Genomic DNA, 16,628 nt, shown 5'->3' on the forward strand with positions numbered 1-16,628 from the left:
ACGCCCGGTTACATTCCGAACCCGGAAGCTAAGCCTTTCAGCGCCGATGGTACTGCAGGGGGGACCCTGTGGGAGAGTAGGACGCCGCCGAACAACCCGCCCTTTTAGCTCAGTCGGTAGAGCGTCTCCATGGTAAGGAGAAGGTCAACGGTTCGATTCCGTTAAAGGGCTCAGAGAAAAGGCCCCCGCCTCTGGCGGGGGCCTTTTTGCGTTGTCCCGGAAGGCGCGGAGCAGAAATGCGAGGCGGGACCCGGACGGGGGTGGTGCCTCCTCGGTCGGGAGACACCACCCCTGACATCAGCTCGGGTCCGGTTCCTGGAGGCGCATCGTCAGGATGGCCATGTCGTCCGACGCGGGATCCTGGGCGAAGCGCTCGACCGTGCGGAGGATGCGGCCGCCGACCGCGCCGGCCGTCAGGCCCGTACACGTACGAAGAGCGGCGGCGAGACCGTCGTCGCCGAGCATGCGCGTGCCCTCGCGGCGCTCGGTCACCCCGTCCGTGACGCACAGCAGGACGTCGCCCGGATCCAGCGTGAAGGTCTCCTCGTACAGCTCCAGATCCTCCATCACGCCCAGGAGCGGCTGCGGCTCGGCGGCCGGGACCACCGTGCCGTCCGGGCGGAGGCGCAGCGGAAGCGGATGGCCGGCGCAGACGACCTTCAGGACCGCCGAACCGTCGGGCTGCGGGCGGAGCTCCCCGTACAGAAGGGTCAGGAAGCGGCTGCGGGCGCCCTCGTCGAGGATGGCCGCGTTCAACCGCTCCAGGACCGCGGGACCGCCGAAGCCCTCGCGGGCCAGCAGGCGCAGGGCGTGCCGGGCCAGACCCGTCACCGCCGCGGCCTCCGGGCCCGTGCCGCAGACGTCGCCGATGGCGAAGCCGTAGACGTCCTCCCTGATGGGGAAGACGTCGTAGAAGTCGCCGCCGACCTCGTTGCCCTCGCCGGCCGCCCGGTAGATGACGTCCACCTCGACGCCGGGGATCTTCGGGAGGTCCGGGGGGAGGAGGCTGCGCTGGAGGGACTGGCTGATGGCGTTGCGCTCCGAGTACAGGCGCGCGTTGTCCAGGGCCAGGGCGGCCCGGCGCGACAGGTCCTCGGCGAGCTCCAGGATCTCCTGGCGGAAGTGGTCCTCGGCCGGACGGCCCAGGGTGAGCATGCCGATCACGCGGTTGCGGGCCACCAGCGGCAGGACGACCGTCTCGCCGGCCACCGTGCCGGCCGTGGCCAGGGCGGTGTCGATGCCCGACGAGAGCGGGCCGCCGAGGTGTTCGAGCTCGCGGGCCGAGGCGGCGAGAGCGGCCCGGTGGGCGGCCTCGCCGGGAGCCGGCCAGAGGCGGGCGCCGGGCGTCGGCACCGGGTCGGGCGGGGCGATGGAGCCGAGGAGGGCCTTCAGGCCGTCGATGCGGTCCTCGTCCTCGTGCAGCACGTACGAGAGGTACGGGTCGGAGGCCGGGTCGGCGATCGTGTAGACGGCGCACCAGGTGGCCAGGGTGGGGACCGTCATCTGAGCCATCAGGGCCAGCGTCTGGTCGCGGTCGAGAGTGCCGGCCAGCAGGTCGGAGGCCTCGACGAGGAAGCTGAGGGAACCGCGGCGGAGCCGTTCGAGCTCGCCCAGGCGGGCGGACTCCACGGCGAGGGCGATGCGGTCGGCGGCGAACTGGAGACGGAGGGCCTCCTCGTTCGAATAGCGGTTCGCGGCCTCGGCGGCGACGCCCAGGGAGCCGGTGAGACGGCCCTCGACCTTGAGCGGGACCGTGACCACCGAGCGCATGCCGGTGCCTTCGAGGAGCGGGACGGCGCCGGGGACGGCCGCCAGGTCCTCGTGGACGGCGGGCATGCGGGCGGAGCCGTACCGGCTGGCGCCGGTCTCCACCGGGACGCGGGCGAAGCGCTGGCGCGCGGCCGGGAGCCCGGTGGTGGCCCGCACCTCCAGCTCCGTCTCGTCGTCGGTGGCCAGGAGGAGGAAGGCGGCGTCGCCGTCGAGCATGTCGCGGGCCCGCTCGACCGTGCGCTGGAGGAGTCCGTCCAGGTCGTCCGGGGCGGGGGAGCCGATGAAGACCTCGAAGGGATCCGTGGTGCGGCTCTCCGAGCCGGGGTCGGCGGCCGGGCGCTGCGGGGTCTGGAGGACGGCGCGCTCGTCCTCCCGCACCAGCAGGCAGACGGTCGAGGGCTCGCCCTCCGCGTTCCGTACTCGCAGGTGGGAGGCGTACACGGGGATGACGCGGCCGTCGGCGCGGCGGAGCCCGTAACTGCCCTCCCAGCGGGAGTGGCGGAGGGCCTCGGCGAGGCCGGTGCCGATGCCGGGGGTGTGCGGCCAGGCGGCCAGGTCGCCCAGGGGCTTGCCGGTGACCTGCTCGGGGGCGTACCCGAAGAGCTCCTCGGCGTCCTCGTTCCAGGAGGCGATGGCGCCGCCCCGGTCGATCTGGACGACGGCGACGCGGACGCGGCTGTCCGCGACCGGGAGGACGGCGTCGGGGAGGACCGGGCCGGCGGAGCGGGTGCCGACGGGGCGCTGGGGGAGGGAGAGGTGGAACCAGACGTGCTTGCGGGTCGGGGAGTACTCGACGCCCCAGCGGTCGGCGAGGGCGGCGCACAGGAGCAGGCCGCGGCCGCTCTCCCGGTCGGGGCTCGCGACGGTGCGGCCGCTCTGGACGGGGATCTCGCGCTCCGGGTAGCGGTCGGCGACCTCGACGCGGATGCTGTCCTCGGAGCGCAGGCACAGGACGTCGGCGGCGGTGCCGGCGTGCACCACGGCGTTGGTGACCAGCTCGCTGGTGAGGACCACCGCGTCGTCGACCAGCTCGGGGTGGCCCCAGCCCTGGAGGGTGTCCCGGACGAAGGCCCGGGCGGCGGCGACGGACCGGCCGACGGGCTCGAAGGTGGCAGTCGCCCGCGCGGTGATCACAGCACTCCTCGTACGCGTCTCGACGCCCGGCTCTGCCATGCTCGGTCTGTCCCTCCCGCTGCCCGGTGGTCGTACGCTCCACACCGCCCCCGCCGGGCGGACCGGGGCGGCTGGACAGCCGGATGCCAGGTTACTTACCTTCGGCGTCCCCGCGGAGGCCGGTCTCCGCTGTTTCCGCCCTCCGGGGGTGGGGACCTTGTGCGAAGCTGCCGAACTGTTATCGCCTGGTCCGGTCGCGGTGAAACACTGGGGATGCTTCGGCGGGAGCCGGAGTGGAACGGTCGAACCCCTTTCGGGAGGGACACGGTGGAGTCTGGCACGGCGGCGCGGCGCGGCGGCGGCAGCGGTACGCGCACGAGGGGCGGGCGGTCCCGTGGGGGGACGGTGCAGGTGGACGCGGCCGCGCTGGAGCGGTTGCTGTCCGCGCTGGTGTCCATGCGCGACGGGAACCTGCGGAGGCGGCTGACCGTCTCCGGCGACGGGGTGATGGCGGAGATCGCGGCCGTCTTCAACGAGGTCGCGGACCGGCAGATGCACGTGACCGGGGAGCTGTCGCGGGTGCGGCGGGTCGTCGGGCGCGAGGGCAAGCTGTCCGAGCGCCTGGAGGCGGGGGTCACCGAAGGCGCCTGGGCGGCGGCGATCGAGGCGGCGAACGCGCTCGTCGACGATCTGGCGCGGCCGGTGTCCGAGGTGAGCCGGGTGCTGACGGCGGTCGCCGAGGGCGACCTGGAACAGCGGATGGACTTGCGTTCGGAGGGTTCCGACGGGACGGTGCGGCCGCTGCGCGGCGAGTTCCTGAAGGTCGCGCGGACCGTGAACCACCTCGTCGACCAGCTGTCGGTCTTCGCGTCCGAGGTGACGCGGGTGGCCGTCGAGGTGGGCACCGAGGGCATCCTCGGCGGGCAGGCGCACGTGCGGGGCGTGTCCGGGTCCTGGAAGGACCTCACGGACTCCGTCAACACGATGGCGAACCAGCTGACGGCGCAGGTGCGGGACATCGCCCTGGTGACGACGGCGGTCGCCAACGGCGACCTGTCGCAGAAGGTCACGGCGAACGTGGCCGGCGAGATGCTGTCGCTGAAGAACACCGTGAACACGATGGTGGACCAGCTGTCGTCGTTCTCCTCCGAGGTGACCAGGGTCGCCCGCGAGGTGGGTACGGAGGGTGAGCTCGGCGGTCAGGCCGAGGTGGCGGGGGTCGCGGGCGTCTGGAAGGACCTCACCGACTCCGTCAACACGATGGCGGGCAACCTCACCAGCCAGGTGCGGGGGATCGCGGAGGTGACGACGGCGGTCGCCAACGGCGACCTGTCGCAGAAGGTCACCGTGAGCGCGCGCGGTGAGATCGCGCAGCTCGCCGACACCATCAACCAGATGACGGACACCCTGCGGACCTTCGCCGGGGAGGTGACCCGGGTGGCCGGCGAGGTCGGCGGGGAGGGTCTGCTCGGCGGGCAGGCGCAGGTGCCGGGCGCGGCGGGTACCTGGAAGGACCTCACCGACTCGGTCAACACGATGGCGAACCAGCTGACGGCGCAGGTGCGGGACATCGCCCTGGTGACGACGGCGGTCGCCAACGGCGATCTGTCGCAGAAGGTCACGGTGGACGTGGCCGGCGAGATGCTGTCGCTGAAGAACACCGTGAACACGATGGTGGACCAGCTGTCGTCGTTCTCCTCCGAGGTGACCCGGGTCGCCCGGGAGGTCGGCGTGGAGGGCCGGCTCGGCGGCCAGGCGCAGGTGCAGGGCGCGGCCGGCACGTGGAAGGACCTCACCGACTCGGTGAACACCGCGTTCCACAACCTCACCGGGCAGGTGCGGGACATCGCGCAGGTGACGACGGCGGTGGCCAACGGCGACCTGTCGCAGAAGGTCACCGTGGACGTCGCCGGCGAGATGCTGGAGCTGAAGAACACCGTCAACACGATGGTGTCGCAGCTGTCGTCCTTCGCTGACCAGGTGACCCGGATGGCCCGCGACGTGGGCACCGAGGGCCGGCTGGGCGGTCAGGCGCGGGTGGACGGGGTCTCCGGGCGCTGGCGTGAGCTGACCGACTCGGTGAACTTCATGGCGGGGAACCTTACCTCGCAGGTGCGGCAGATCGCGCAGGTGACGACGGCCGTGGCGCGCGGTGACCTGTCGCAGAAGATCGACGTGGACGCGCGCGGCGAGATCCTGGAGCTGAAGAACACCATCAACACGATGGTCGACCAGCTCTCCGCGTTCGCGGACCAGGTGACCCGGGTGGCCCGGGAGGTGGGCACCGACGGACGGCTCGGCGGCCAGGCGCAGGTGCCGGGCGTCGCCGGAGTGTGGCGGGACCTCACCGACTCGGTGAACGGCATGGCCGGGAACCTGACGGCCCAGGTGCGGAACATCGCGCAGGTCGCCACGGCGGTCGCGCGCGGTGACCTGTCGCAGAAGATCGACGTGGACGCGCGGGGCGAGATCCTGGAGCTGAAGAACACCCTCAACACGATGGTGGACCAGCTGTCGTCCTTCGCGGACCAGGTGACCCGGGTGGCCCGTGAGGTGGGCACCGAGGGCATCCTGGGCGGCCAGGCCGAGGTGCAGGGGGTCTCCGGCACCTGGAAGGACCTGACCCAGTCGGTGAACTTCATGGCGAACAACCTGACCTTCCAGGTCCGGAACATCGCCGAGGTCACCACCGCCGTCGCGCGCGGCGACCTGTCGAAGAAGATCACGGTCGACGCCAAGGGCGAGATCCTGGAGCTCGTGACCACCGTCAACACGATGGTGGACCAGCTGTCGAACTTCGCCGACGAGGTGACCCGGGTGGCCCGCGAGGTGGGCACGGAGGGCATCCTCGGCGGTCAGGCCCGGGTGCGCGGGGTCACCGGCATCTGGAAGGACCTGAGCGACAACGTCAACCTGATGGCCAACAACCTGACCAGTCAGGTGCGGAACATCGCCCGGGTCTCCTCGGCGGTCGCCAACGGCGACCTCACGAAGAAGGTGACGGTCGAGGCGCGCGGCGAGGTCGCCGAACTCGCCGAGACCGTGAACACGATGGTGACGACGCTGTCCTCGTTCGCCGACGAGGTGACCAGGGTGGCCCGCGAGGTGGGTACCGACGGCATCCTCGGCGGCCAGGCCCGGGTGCCCGGCGGTTCGGGCACCTGGAAGGACCTCACCGACTCGGTGAACAGCATGGCCGACAACCTCACCGGCCAGGTGCGGCAGATCGCCGCGGTCACCACCGCCATCGCCAAGGGCGACCTCACCAAGAAGATCGACATCGAGGCGCGGGGCGAGATCCAGGAGCTGAAGAACACCATCAACACGATGGTCGACCAGCTGTCGAACTTCGCCGAGGAGGTCACCCGGGTGGCCCGCGAGGTGGGCACCGACGGGCAGCTCGGCGGTCAGGCGCGGGTCCGGGACGTCGAGGGCACCTGGAGCGACCTCACCCTCTCCGTGAACGAGATGGCCGGGAACCTCACCCGGCAGGTGCGCGCCATCGCGGCCGTCGCCACCGCGGTCACCCGCGGCGACCTCAACGTCAAGATCGACGGCGTGGACGCGGCGGGCGAGATCCAGGCGCTCCAGGAGAACATCAACACGATGATCGCCAACCTGCGGGACACCACCCTCGCCAACGACGAGCAGGACTGGCTGAAGTCCAACCTGGCCCGCATCTCCGGCCTCATGCAGGGCCGTCGGGACCTCGACGACGTGGCCTCGCTCATCATGAGCGAGCTGACGCCGGTGGTCTCCGCCCAGCACGGCGCCTTCTTCGTGGCGACGCCGACCGGCTCCGCCGGCCACGACACCGAACTCGTCGGCGAGGGCAGCGGCTCGTACGAGCTGCGCATGCGCGGGAGTTACGGCTACTCGGCCGGGTCCATGCCGACCTCCTTCCGCCCCGGCGAGACGCTCATCGGGACGGCGGCGGAGGAGAAGCGGACCATCCAGGTCAACGTGCCGCCGGGCTACCTGAAGATCTCGTCCGGCCTCGGCGAGGCCTCGCCCGCGCACGTGATCGTGCTCCCGGTGCTCTTCGAGGGCAAGGTCCTCGGCGTGATCGAGCTGGCGTCCTTCCAGCCCTTCACCCAGATCCAGCGCGACTTCCTCAACCAGATCGCCGAGCTGATCGCGACCACGGTCAACACCATCAGCGTCAACACCAAGACCGAGGTGCTGCTCAAGCAGTCCCAGGAGCTCACCGAGCAGCTCAAGGAGCGGTCGGCGGAGCTGGAGCACCGGCAGAAGGAGCTCCAGAACTCCAACGCCGAACTGGAGGACAAGGCCGAGCTCCTCGCCCGCCAGAACCGCGACATCGAGGTCAAGAACACCGAGATCGAGGAGGCCCGGCAGGTCCTGGAGGAGCGCGCCGAACAGCTCGCCGTCTCCATGCGCTACAAGTCCGAGTTCCTCGCCAACATGTCGCACGAGCTGCGCACCCCGCTCAACTCGCTGCTCATCCTGGCGAAGCTGCTCGCGGACAACGCGGACACCAACCTCACGCCGAAGCAGGTCGAGTTCGCCGAGACCATCCACGGCGCCGGCTCCGACCTGCTCCAGCTCATCAACGACATCCTCGACCTGTCGAAGGTCGAGGCGGGCAAGATGGACGTCTCCCCGACCCGGATCGCCCTGGTGCAGCTCGTCGACTACGTGGAGGCGACCTTCCGGCCGCTCACCGCGGAGAAGGGCCTGGACTTCTCGGTCCGCGTCTCGCCCGAACTGCCCGCCACGCTCCACACCGACGAGCAGCGGCTCCTCCAGGTGCTGCGCAACCTGCTGTCGAACGCGGTGAAGTTCACCGACTCCGGCGCGGTCGAGCTGGTGATCCGGCCGGCCGGCGCGGACGTGCCGCAGTCCATCAGGGAGCAGCTCCTGGAGGCCGGGTCGTTGCGCGAGGCCGACGGCGACCTCATCGCGTTCTCGGTGACCGACACCGGCATCGGCATCGCGGCCAGCAAGATGCGGGTCATCTTCGAGGCGTTCAAGCAGGCCGACGGCACCACCAGCCGCAAGTACGGCGGCACGGGCCTGGGGCTCTCGATCAGCCGGGAGATCGCCCGGCTGCTCGGCGGCGAGATCTTCGCGGCGAGCGAGCCGGGCCGCGGCTCCACCTTCACCCTCTACCTGCCGCTGAACCCGACCGAGGTGCCGCCGCACGGGTACGGGCAGGGCGAGGCGGACGAGCCTGAGGCGGAGGCCGAGGACGGCCCGTCCGACCACACCTTCCCGCACTTCCCGCCCGCGCCCGCGCGGAGCGAGGCCCGGTCGGGCGCCGGGGCGCTCTTCCGGCACCGGAGGAAGACGGAGGCCGCGGCGGGGACGCCGGAGAGGGCGGCCACGGGGGAGGCCCGGGGCGGGGTCCCCGGGCAGCAGGGCCCGGAGGACGCGCTCGGGGAGACCGCGGGCGCGCAGCCGGAGCGCGGTGCGCGGCCGCCCCGCACCTACTCCTTCGCCGGTGAGAAGGTCCTCATCGTCGACGACGACATCCGCAACGTCTTCGCCCTCACCAGCGTGCTCGAACAGCACGGGCTCGCGGTGCTGTACGCGGAGAACGGGCGGGAGGGCATCGAGGTCCTGGAGCAGAACGACGACGTGACGGTCGTCCTGATGGACATCATGATGCCGGAGATGGACGGGTATGCGACGACGACCGCGATCCGGCGGATGCCGCAGTTCGCGGGGCTGCCGATCATCGCGCTCACCGCGAAGGCGATGAAGGGCGACCGGGAGAAGGCGATCGAGTCCGGGGCCTCCGACTACGTCACCAAGCCGGTCGACCCCGACTACCTGCTGACCGTCATGGAGCAGTGGATGCGGGGCGAGTGACGCCCGGCCGCCGGGTGCCCGGCACCCGGCGGGGCCGGCGCCCGGCGGTGCGCCGGGCCCGCGCGGGACGGCGCCCGGCGGCGTGCCTCCGGAAAGCGCGGCGTACTGTCGACGTCGGCGTGTGAGGGCGCCGGATTCGGGGAACCTTCTCGACCCGCGCCCCGTTTCCGCACTGTGCACAGTGACATCACGGTGACAGGGTGTGGTGACAGGCGGGGTGCGGCTACGATGACCGGCACAAGGGCGGACGGCACCAGGAAGCCGTCCTCCGGGGCGGCGCCCGGTGCTTCTCCCGGTTCCGGCAGGAGTTCCGGAAGCCGGGTCGAGCCGTTGCCGGGACGAGGAGGACGGGGCATGGTGCAGAAGGCCAAGATCCTCCTGGTCGATGACCGGCCGGAGAATCTGCTGGCGCTGGAGGCCATTCTCTCCGCGCTCGATCAGACGCTGGTGCGGGCATCGTCCGGGGAGGAAGCGCTCAAGGCGCTGCTGACGGACGATTTCGCGGTCATCCTGCTCGACGTCCAGATGCCCGGAATGGACGGCTTCGAGACCGCCGCGCACATCAAGCGCCGCGAGCGGACCCGGGACATCCCGATCATCTTCCTCACCGCGATCAACCACGGCCCGCACCACACCTTCCGGGGGTACGCGGCCGGCGCGGTCGACTACATCTCCAAGCCGTTCGACCCGTGGGTGCTGCGCGCCAAGGTCTCCGTCTTCGTCGAGCTGTACATGAAGAACTGCAAGCTGCGCGAGCAGGCGGCGCTGCTGCGGCTCCAGTTGGAGGGCGGCGGCGAGGGAGGCCAGGGCAAGGAGGCCGCCGGGCTGCTCGCCGAGCTCTCCGCCCGGCTCGCCGCCGTCGAGGAGCAGGCCGAGGCGCTCTCCAAGCAGCTCGACGACGAGTCCGCCGACGCGGCGGCCGTCGCCACCGCCGCCCACCTGGAGCGCAAGCTCACCGGACTGCGCCGAGCCCTCGACGCGCTGGAGCCCGGCACCGGAGGCGCACCCCCGCTGCCCGCGCAGAGCTGAGCCCGCGTCACCCGCGGCGAGCCGCGGTGATCGGTCGTCAGCTCCGGGGCGGGGCAAGGACGACACGTTCGGGTGAGGCGGACAGCCCGGCCGCTCACCGGTAACCTCGACACCATGGCTTCACGTACGTCCGGCAAGGGCTCACAGGGCACCGCACCATCGCGCGCCGGACGGACCACGGGCGCGGCGAGGAAGACCACCGCCAAGACCGCGGCGAAGTCCCCGGGCAAGGCGCCCGCGAAGAAGGCGGCGGCCAAGAAGGCCGCGCCCGCCCGGCGCGCGCCCGCGAAGAAGGCCGCGGCGAAGCGGCCCGCGCCCCGGCCCGCGCCGTCCCCGACCGGCGGGGTGTACAAGGTGGCGAAGGGTGCCGCGCACGGCGTCGGCGCGCTGTTCCGGGGGATAGGGCGCGGCGCGAAGGGGCTCGACCCCGCCCACCGCAAGGACGGGCTCGCGCTGCTGCTGCTCGGCGGCGCTCTGATCGTCGCCGCGGGGACCTGGTCCCACCTGGAGAACCCGGTGGGCGACCTCGTCGAGATGCTGGTCACCGGCGCCTTCGGCCGGCTCGACCTGCTGGTCCCGCTGCTCCTCGGCGCCATCTCCTTCCGGCTCTTCTGCTATCCGGAGCGGCCCGAGGCCAACGGCCGGATCGTCATCGGACTCTCCGCCCTCGTCATCGGCGTCCTCGGACAGGTCCACATCGCCTGCGGTTCGCCCGGCCGGGACTCCGGCGCGGACGCCATGCAGGACGCGGGCGGGCTGATCGGCTGGGCGTCCTCCCAGCCGCTGGTCTTCATGACGGGCGAGGCGCTCGCCGTCCCCCTGCTCGTGCTGCTCACCCTCTTCGGGCTGCTCGTCGTCACCGCCACCCCCGTCAACGCGATCCCGCAGCGGCTGCGCGCCCTCGGCGTCCGGCTCGGTCTTGTCGAGCCCGTGTACGAGGAGACCGCCGAGGAGTACGCCGGACACGACCACGACGCGTACGAGCCGTACGACGACGACCCGCGGCGGGTGCCGCCGCGGGCCGCCCGGCCGGTCAGGCGCCGCGGCGGGTCCGCCGACCCGTACGACGTGGACCGGGCCGAGGCGGAGGCCCTGGAGCGGCGCGGCCGCACCGCCCGGCCCCGTACGCCCGCCCCCGACGCGGATCTCGGCCTGGACCCGGTCGACGTGGCAGCCGCCGCGGCCGCCGCGCTCGACGGCGCGGTGCTCAACGGGATGCCGCCGTCGCCGCTGGTCGCCGACCTCACCCGGGACGTGACCGCCGAACGGGACGCCGCCCCGGCCGAGGGGACCGGCGGGGCGACGGACGAGGCCGCCGGGCCCGTACCGCCGCTGCCGAAGACGCCGCCGAACGTGCCCACCGCGCGAGGCGGGCAGAAGCGGCCCGCGGGCGGTCCCGTACCGGATCTGACCAAGCCGGCGCCGGAGCCGACGGAGCTGCCGGCGCGGGCCGAGCAGCTCCAGCTCGCCGGCGACATCACGTACGCGCTGCCCTCCCTCGACCTCCTGGAGCGGGGCGGGCCGGGCAAGACCCGCAGCGCCGCGAACGACGCCGTCGTCGACGCGCTGTCGAACGTCTTCAGCGAGTTCAAGGTGGACGCCGCCGTCACCGGTTTCACCCGGGGGCCGACGGTCACCCGGTACGAGGTCGAGCTCGGCCCCGCCGTGAAGGTCGAGAAGATCACCGCCCTGACGAAGAACATCGCCTACGCGGTGGCCTCGCCGGACGTGCGGATCATCTCGCCGATCCCCGGCAAGTCCGCGGTCGGCATCGAGATCCCCAACAGCGACCGCGAGATGGTGAACCTCGGGGACGTGCTGCGGCTCGCGGACGCGGCCGGGGACGAGCACCCGATGCTGGTCGCGCTCGGCAAGGACGTCGAGGGCGGCTACGTGATGGCCAACCTGGCGAAGATGCCGCACGTGCTGGTCGCCGGCGCCACCGGCTCCGGCAAGTCCTCCTGCATCAACTGCCTCATCACCTCGGTGATGATAAGGGCGACCCCGGAGGACGTCCGGATGGTGCTCGTCGACCCCAAGCGGGTCGAACTCACCGCCTACGAGGGCATCCCGCACCTGATCACCCCGATCATCACCAACCCCAAGCGGGCCGCCGAGGCCCTCCAGTGGGTGGTGCGCGAGATGGACCTGCGCTACGACGACCTGGCCGCCTTCGGCTTCCGGCACATCGACGACTTCAACCAGGCGATCCGCGACGGCAAGGTGCAGCTGCCGCCCGGCAGCGAGCGCGAGCTCAAGACGTACCCGTACCTGCTCGTCATCGTCGACGAGCTCGCCGACCTGATGATGGTCGCGCCCCGGGACGTCGAGGACGCCATCGTCCGCATCACCCAGTTGGCCCGTGCCGCCGGCATCCACCTGGTGCTCGCCACCCAGCGGCCCTCGGTCGACGTCGTCACCGGGCTGATCAAGGCGAACGTGCCGTCCCGGCTCGCCTTCGCCACCTCCTCGCTCGCCGACAGCCGGGTCATCCTCGACCAGCCCGGCGCCGAGAAGCTCATCGGCAAGGGCGACGGCCTCTTCCTGCCGATGGGCGCGAACAAGCCGACCCGCATGCAGGGAGCCTTCGTCACCGAGGCCGAGGTCGCGGCCGTCGTCCAGCACTGCAAGGACCAGATGACGCCGGTCTTCCGGGACGACGTCACCGTCGGCACCAAGCAGAAGAAGGAGATCGACGAGGAGATCGGCGACGACCTCGACCTGCTGTGCCAGGCGGCCGAGCTCGTCGTCTCGACCCAGTTCGGCTCCACGTCGATGCTCCAGCGGAAGCTGCGGGTGGGCTTCGCCAAGGCCGGCCGGCTGATGGACCTGATGGAGTCGCGGAACATCGTGGGGCCCAGCGAGGGCTCCAAGGCGCGGGACGTGCTCGTCAAGCCGGACGAGCTGGACGGGGTGCTCGCGGTGATCCGCGGCGAGTCGGAGGAGTGACGGGGGGCCGGGGTGCGCGTTCGAGACCTGGCCGAGACTCACTCGTAAGGGAACAGTGGGCAACCGTTTCCCCTCGCCGCACGTCAAGTTGGACGGAGGGGAAGAGGATGTCCCCTCAGAGGCCGTCCTCCCGGTGGACCGACCCCCGGAAGACGTCCGCCGTCGGGATGTACAACCTCATGGCGTACAAACCGCACCCGCCCGGTTGCCCCACCCTTTCGTACCACCCATAGACTGAACGTCCAGCAGGTGGCTACACGCTCGAAAGGCGCTCTCGTGTCCATCGGCAACTCCCCCGAAGACGACCGGACGTTCCCGTCAGACGACCGGGAACCGATCGGTCGCACCCTCCAGCAGGCCCGCATCGCCGCCGGCCTCAGCGTCGAAGAGGTCAGCGCCTCCACCCGTGTCCGGATCCCGATCGTGCACGGCATCGAGGAGGACGACTTCTCGCGCTGCGGCGGCGACGTCTACGCCCGCGGTCACATCCGCACGCTCGCGCGCGCCGTCGGGCTCGATCCGGCGCCGCTGATCGAGCGGTACGACGCCGAGCACGGTGGCCGCCCCTCGCCCACCCCCGCCGCCCCGCTGTTCGAGGCGGAACGCATCCGCCCCGAGCCCCGGCGGCCCAACTGGACCGCGGCCATGGTCGCGGCGATCGTCGCCGTGGTCGGCTTCGTCGGCTTCACGATGTTCAACGGCCCCGACGAGCCGAAGGGGACCACGGCCGCCGAGGGCGGTCCGGCCCCGGCCCCGGAGAAGGCGTCCTCCCCGGCCAAGCCGAAGCCCGTCAAGCCCGCCCCCAAGCCGACCGAGAGCGCCATCGCGGCCGTCCCGGCCGACAAGGTCACCGTCAAGCTCACCGCCGACGGCAAGAGCTGGATCTCGGCCAAGGCCTCCGACGGCAAGATGCTCTTCGACGGCTTCCTCCAGGAAGGCGACACCAAGACCTTCCAGGACGACGAGCAGGTCGACCTCGTCCTCGGCAACGCCGGCGCGATCGAGCTCTACGTCAACGGCAAGAAGGTCTCCGGAAAGTTCGAGGACGGCCAGGTGGAGCGCCTCAGCTACACCAAGGGCGACCCCGAGGCCGGCTGACCCAGCGGGTGCGGTGTGACCTCCGTCGCGCAGGTGAACCCTGAGCGACGGGGGCACGTCCGGGACGAAGTAGTCTTGAGCCCATGCCCGAACGCCGTACCGTCGCCCTTGTCACTCTCGGCTGCGCCCGTAACGAGGTGGACTCGGAGGAGCTCGCAGGCCGCTTGGCAGCGGACGGCTGGGAGCTCGTCGAGAACGCCGAGGACGCAGACGTCGCCGTCGTCAACACCTGCGGCTTCGTCGAAGCCGCCAAGAAGGACTCCGTCGACGCCCTCCTCGAAGCCAATGATCTGAAGGATCACGGCAAGACCCAGGCCGTCGTCGCCGTCGGCTGCATGGCCGAGCGCTACGGCAAGGAGCTGGCCGACGCCCTCCCCGAGGCCGACGGCGTGCTCGGCTTCGACGACTACGCCGACATCTCCAACCGCCTCCAGACCATCCTCAGCGGTGGCAGCGTCGAGGCCCACACCCCGCGTGACCGGCGCCGGCTCCTCCCGCTCTCTCCGGTCGACCGCCAGCAGGCCGCCGCCGAGGTCGCCCTCCCGGGCCACGGAGCCGCCGAGGAGCCGCAGAACGTCCCGGGCGACCTGCCCGAGGGCCTCGCGCCCGCCTCGGGCCCCCGCGCCCCGCTCCGCCGCCGCCTCGACCGCAGCCCCGTCGCCTCCGTGAAGCTGGCCTCCGGCTGCGACCGCCGCTGCTCCTTCTGCGCCATCCCGTCCTTCCGCGGCAGCTTCGTCTCCCGCCGCCCGTCGGACGTGCTGAACGAGACGCGGTGGCTCGCCGAGCAGGGCGTCAAGGAGATCATGCTGGTCTCCGAGAACAACACCTCGTACGGCAAGGACCTCGGCGACATCCGCCTCCTGGAGGGCCTGCTGCCCGAGCTCGCGGCCGTCGACGGCATCGAGCGCGTCCGGGTCAGCTACCTCCAGCCGGCCGAGATGCGCCCCGGCCTCATCGACGTCCTGACCTCCACCGACAAGGTCGCGCCCTACTTCGACCTGTCGTTCCAGCACAGCGCCCCCGACGTGCTGCGCGCCATGCGCCGCTTCGGCGACACCGACCGCTTCCTCGACCTGCTCGCGACGATCCGCGAGAAGGCCCCGACGGCCGGCGCCCGGTCCAACTTCATCGTCGGCTTCCCCGGCGAGACCGAGGCCGACTTCGCCGAGCTGGAGCGTTTCATCACCCACGCCCGGCTCGACGCCATCGGCGTCTTCGGCTACTCCGACGAGGACGGCACCGAGGCCGCCACCTACGAGCACAAGCTCGACCAGGAGGTCGTCGACGCCCGTCTCGCCCACCTCTCCCGCCTCGCCGAGGAGCTCACCGCGCAGCGCGCGGAGGAGCGGATCGGGGAGATGCTGGAGGTACTGGTGGAGACCGAGGACGAGGAGGACGGCTGGATCGGCCGCGCCGCCCACCAGGCCCCCGAGACGGACGGCCAGGTGATCCTCACCGACGGTGGTGGCGCGGGCCTCGACCTCGCCCCGGGCCGTATGGTCAGGGCGAAGGTCGTGGCCAGTGAAGGCGTCGACCTCGTGGCGGAGTGTGTCGAGGAGGTGGGCAGATGACCGGAGTCCCGGCATCCGCGACGGGCGGGACCGGCAGGCCGGCGCCCCGCGGCAAGCTGGGCTCGGCGGCCGTGAACCCCGTCAGCGTCTGGAACATCGCCAACATCCTCACCATGATCCGGCTGGTCCTCGTGCCGGGCTTCGTGGTGCTGCTCCTCCAGGACGGAGGGCACGATCCCGTCTGGCGGGCCTGGGCCTGGGCGGCGTTCGCCGTCGCCATGATCACGGACGTCTTCGACGGACATCTCGCCCGCACGTACAACCTGGTCACCGACTTCGGGAAGATCGCCGACCCGATCGCCGACAAGGCGATCATGGCCGCCGGCCTGATCTGCCTGTCGGCCCTCGGCGATCTGCCGTGGTGGGTGACGGCGGTGATCATGGCGCGCGAGCTGGGGATCACCCTGATGCGGTTCTGGGTGATCCGGCACGGGGTCATCCCGGCCAGCCGGGGCGGCAAGATGAAGACGCTCGCCCAGGGCACCGCCGTGGGCATGTACGTGCTCATGCTGACCGGTCCGCTGGCGACGCTGCGCTTCTGGGTGATGGCGGTGGCGGTCGTGCTGACCGTCGTCACCGGTCTGGATTATGTGCGACAGGCCGTCGTCCTGAGGCGCAGGGGGCTGGCGGCCGAGCGGGCCGCGGCCCGCTCGGAGGCGGCGGAGGCCTCGGCGCGATGAGCGCGGTGGCCGCCCGCGTCCTCGGTCTGCTCACGGAGCGCGGCCAGACGTTGGCCGCCGCCGAATCGCTGACCGGCGGCCTCGTGGCCGCCGAGCTCACCGGGACGCCCGGCGCGTCCCGAGCCTTCCGCGGCTCCGTCACCGCGTACGCGACCCCCCTCAAGAACGAGCTCCTGGGGGTGGACGCCGGCCTGCTGCGGGAGCGCGGGGCGGTGGATCCCGAGGTCGCGCTGCAGATGGCACGGGGTGTGCGCGAGCGGCTCGGAGCCGACTGGGGGATGGCGACGACCGGTGTCGCGGGACCCGATCCGCAGGACGGACAGCCCGTGGGGACCGTCTACGTGGCGGTCGCCGGACCCGCCACGACAGGCGCGGCGGCCGGGAAAGTGGTGTCGTTGAGATTGAACGGCGACCGCGCGGACATTCGTAGAGAGAGCGTGCGGAGCGTCCTGGAACTGCTCCACGCGGAACTCTCGGGAAATGCGCGGGCACAGGATACGGAACAGAACGGGGGGAATGGATGTTTGCAGCCCTGAGTGAACACGACATCGCTCCCCGCACGGCCGCGGCGCGAGGCGGTACG

At 71.7% G+C, this 16,628-nt stretch carries 8 protein-coding genes, 1 tRNA gene and 1 rRNA gene; 9 read left to right on the forward strand and 1 reads right to left on the reverse strand.

Annotated features, from left to right (window positions below):
• Both rrf and ACFZCF_RS24325 read left to right on the forward strand, forming a co-directional pair.
• Positions 1-93: ribosomal RNA gene (rrf, locus tag ACFZCF_RS24320) — 5S ribosomal RNA — on the forward strand; the annotation flags it as partial.
• Positions 94-98: 5 nt separating this feature from the next.
• Positions 99-171, forward strand: a tRNA-Thr gene (locus ACFZCF_RS24325).
• A gap of 126 nt (positions 172-297) precedes the next feature.
• Here the strand turns inward: ACFZCF_RS24325 and ACFZCF_RS24330 are convergent.
• A complete protein-coding gene (locus ACFZCF_RS24330) occupies positions 298-2,943 on the reverse strand; it encodes a SpoIIE family protein phosphatase (protein ID WP_388450458.1) in 2,646 nt (881 codons plus the stop codon).
• A gap of 267 nt (positions 2,944-3,210) precedes the next feature.
• Between ACFZCF_RS24330 and ACFZCF_RS24335 the strand changes: the two genes are divergently transcribed.
• The 7 genes from ACFZCF_RS24335 to ACFZCF_RS24365 all read left to right on the forward strand — a co-directional run bounded on the left by ACFZCF_RS24335 (position 3,211) and on the right by ACFZCF_RS24365 (position 16,581).
• Positions 3,211-8,718 (forward strand): HAMP domain-containing protein, encoded by a 5,508-nt coding sequence (locus ACFZCF_RS24335; protein WP_391288746.1) that lies wholly within the window; start codon positions 3,211-3,213, stop codon positions 8,716-8,718.
• Positions 8,719-9,072: 354 nt separating this feature from the next.
• Positions 9,073-9,747: a response regulator gene (locus ACFZCF_RS24340; protein ID WP_351848603.1), complete on the forward strand. Its 675-nt coding sequence runs from the start codon at positions 9,073-9,075 to the stop codon at positions 9,745-9,747.
• A 114-nt stretch (positions 9,748-9,861) separates the two neighbouring features.
• Positions 9,862-12,696 (forward strand): DNA translocase FtsK, encoded by a 2,835-nt coding sequence (locus ACFZCF_RS24345; RefSeq protein ID WP_391288748.1) that lies wholly within the window; start codon positions 9,862-9,864, stop codon positions 12,694-12,696.
• Between the two features lie 276 nt (positions 12,697-12,972).
• Positions 12,973-13,794 (forward strand): helix-turn-helix domain-containing protein, encoded by an 822-nt coding sequence (locus ACFZCF_RS24350; protein ID WP_388450450.1) that lies wholly within the window; start codon positions 12,973-12,975, stop codon positions 13,792-13,794.
• Between the two features lie 83 nt (positions 13,795-13,877).
• Positions 13,878-15,365, forward strand: coding sequence for a 30S ribosomal protein S12 methylthiotransferase RimO (rimO, locus tag ACFZCF_RS24355; RefSeq protein ID WP_388450448.1), 1,488 nt, complete (start codon positions 13,878-13,880; stop codon positions 15,363-15,365).
• Positions 15,362-16,045: a CDP-diacylglycerol--glycerol-3-phosphate 3-phosphatidyltransferase gene (gene pgsA / locus ACFZCF_RS24360; RefSeq protein WP_388450446.1), complete on the forward strand. Its 684-nt coding sequence runs from the start codon at positions 15,362-15,364 to the stop codon at positions 16,043-16,045. Before rimO ends, pgsA begins: the two co-directional genes overlap by 4 nt.
• Positions 16,042-16,581, forward strand: a complete 540-nt coding sequence (locus ACFZCF_RS24365; protein ID WP_388450444.1) for a CinA family protein — start codon at positions 16,042-16,044, stop codon at positions 16,579-16,581. The genes pgsA and ACFZCF_RS24365 overlap by 4 nt, the downstream gene beginning before the upstream one ends.
• Positions 16,582-16,628: the final 47 nt, after the last annotated feature.

The organism is Streptomyces sp. NPDC007945 (genome assembly GCF_042958885.1).
Classification (GTDB): domain Bacteria; phylum Actinomycetota; class Actinomycetes; order Streptomycetales; family Streptomycetaceae; genus Streptomyces.

Excerpts from the sequence above, each read along its gene's own strand:
- rimO (WP_388450448.1), top strand. The coding sequence starts at position 13,878 with ATGCCCGAACGCCGTACCGTCGCCCTTGTCACTCTCGGCTGCGCCCGT.
- pgsA (WP_388450446.1), top strand. The coding sequence starts at position 15,362 with ATGACCGGAGTCCCGGCATCCGCGACGGGCGGGACCGGCAGGCCGGCG.
- ACFZCF_RS24365 (WP_388450444.1), top strand. The coding sequence starts at position 16,042 with ATGAGCGCGGTGGCCGCCCGCGTCCTCGGTCTGCTCACGGAGCGCGGC.
- ACFZCF_RS24340 (WP_351848603.1), top strand. The coding sequence starts at position 9,073 with ATGGTGCAGAAGGCCAAGATCCTCCTGGTCGATGACCGGCCGGAGAAT.
- ACFZCF_RS24330 (WP_388450458.1), bottom strand. The coding sequence starts at position 2,943 with ATGGCAGAGCCGGGCGTCGAGACGCGTACGAGGAGTGCTGTGATCACC.
- ACFZCF_RS24345 (WP_391288748.1), top strand. The coding sequence starts at position 9,862 with ATGGCTTCACGTACGTCCGGCAAGGGCTCACAGGGCACCGCACCATCG.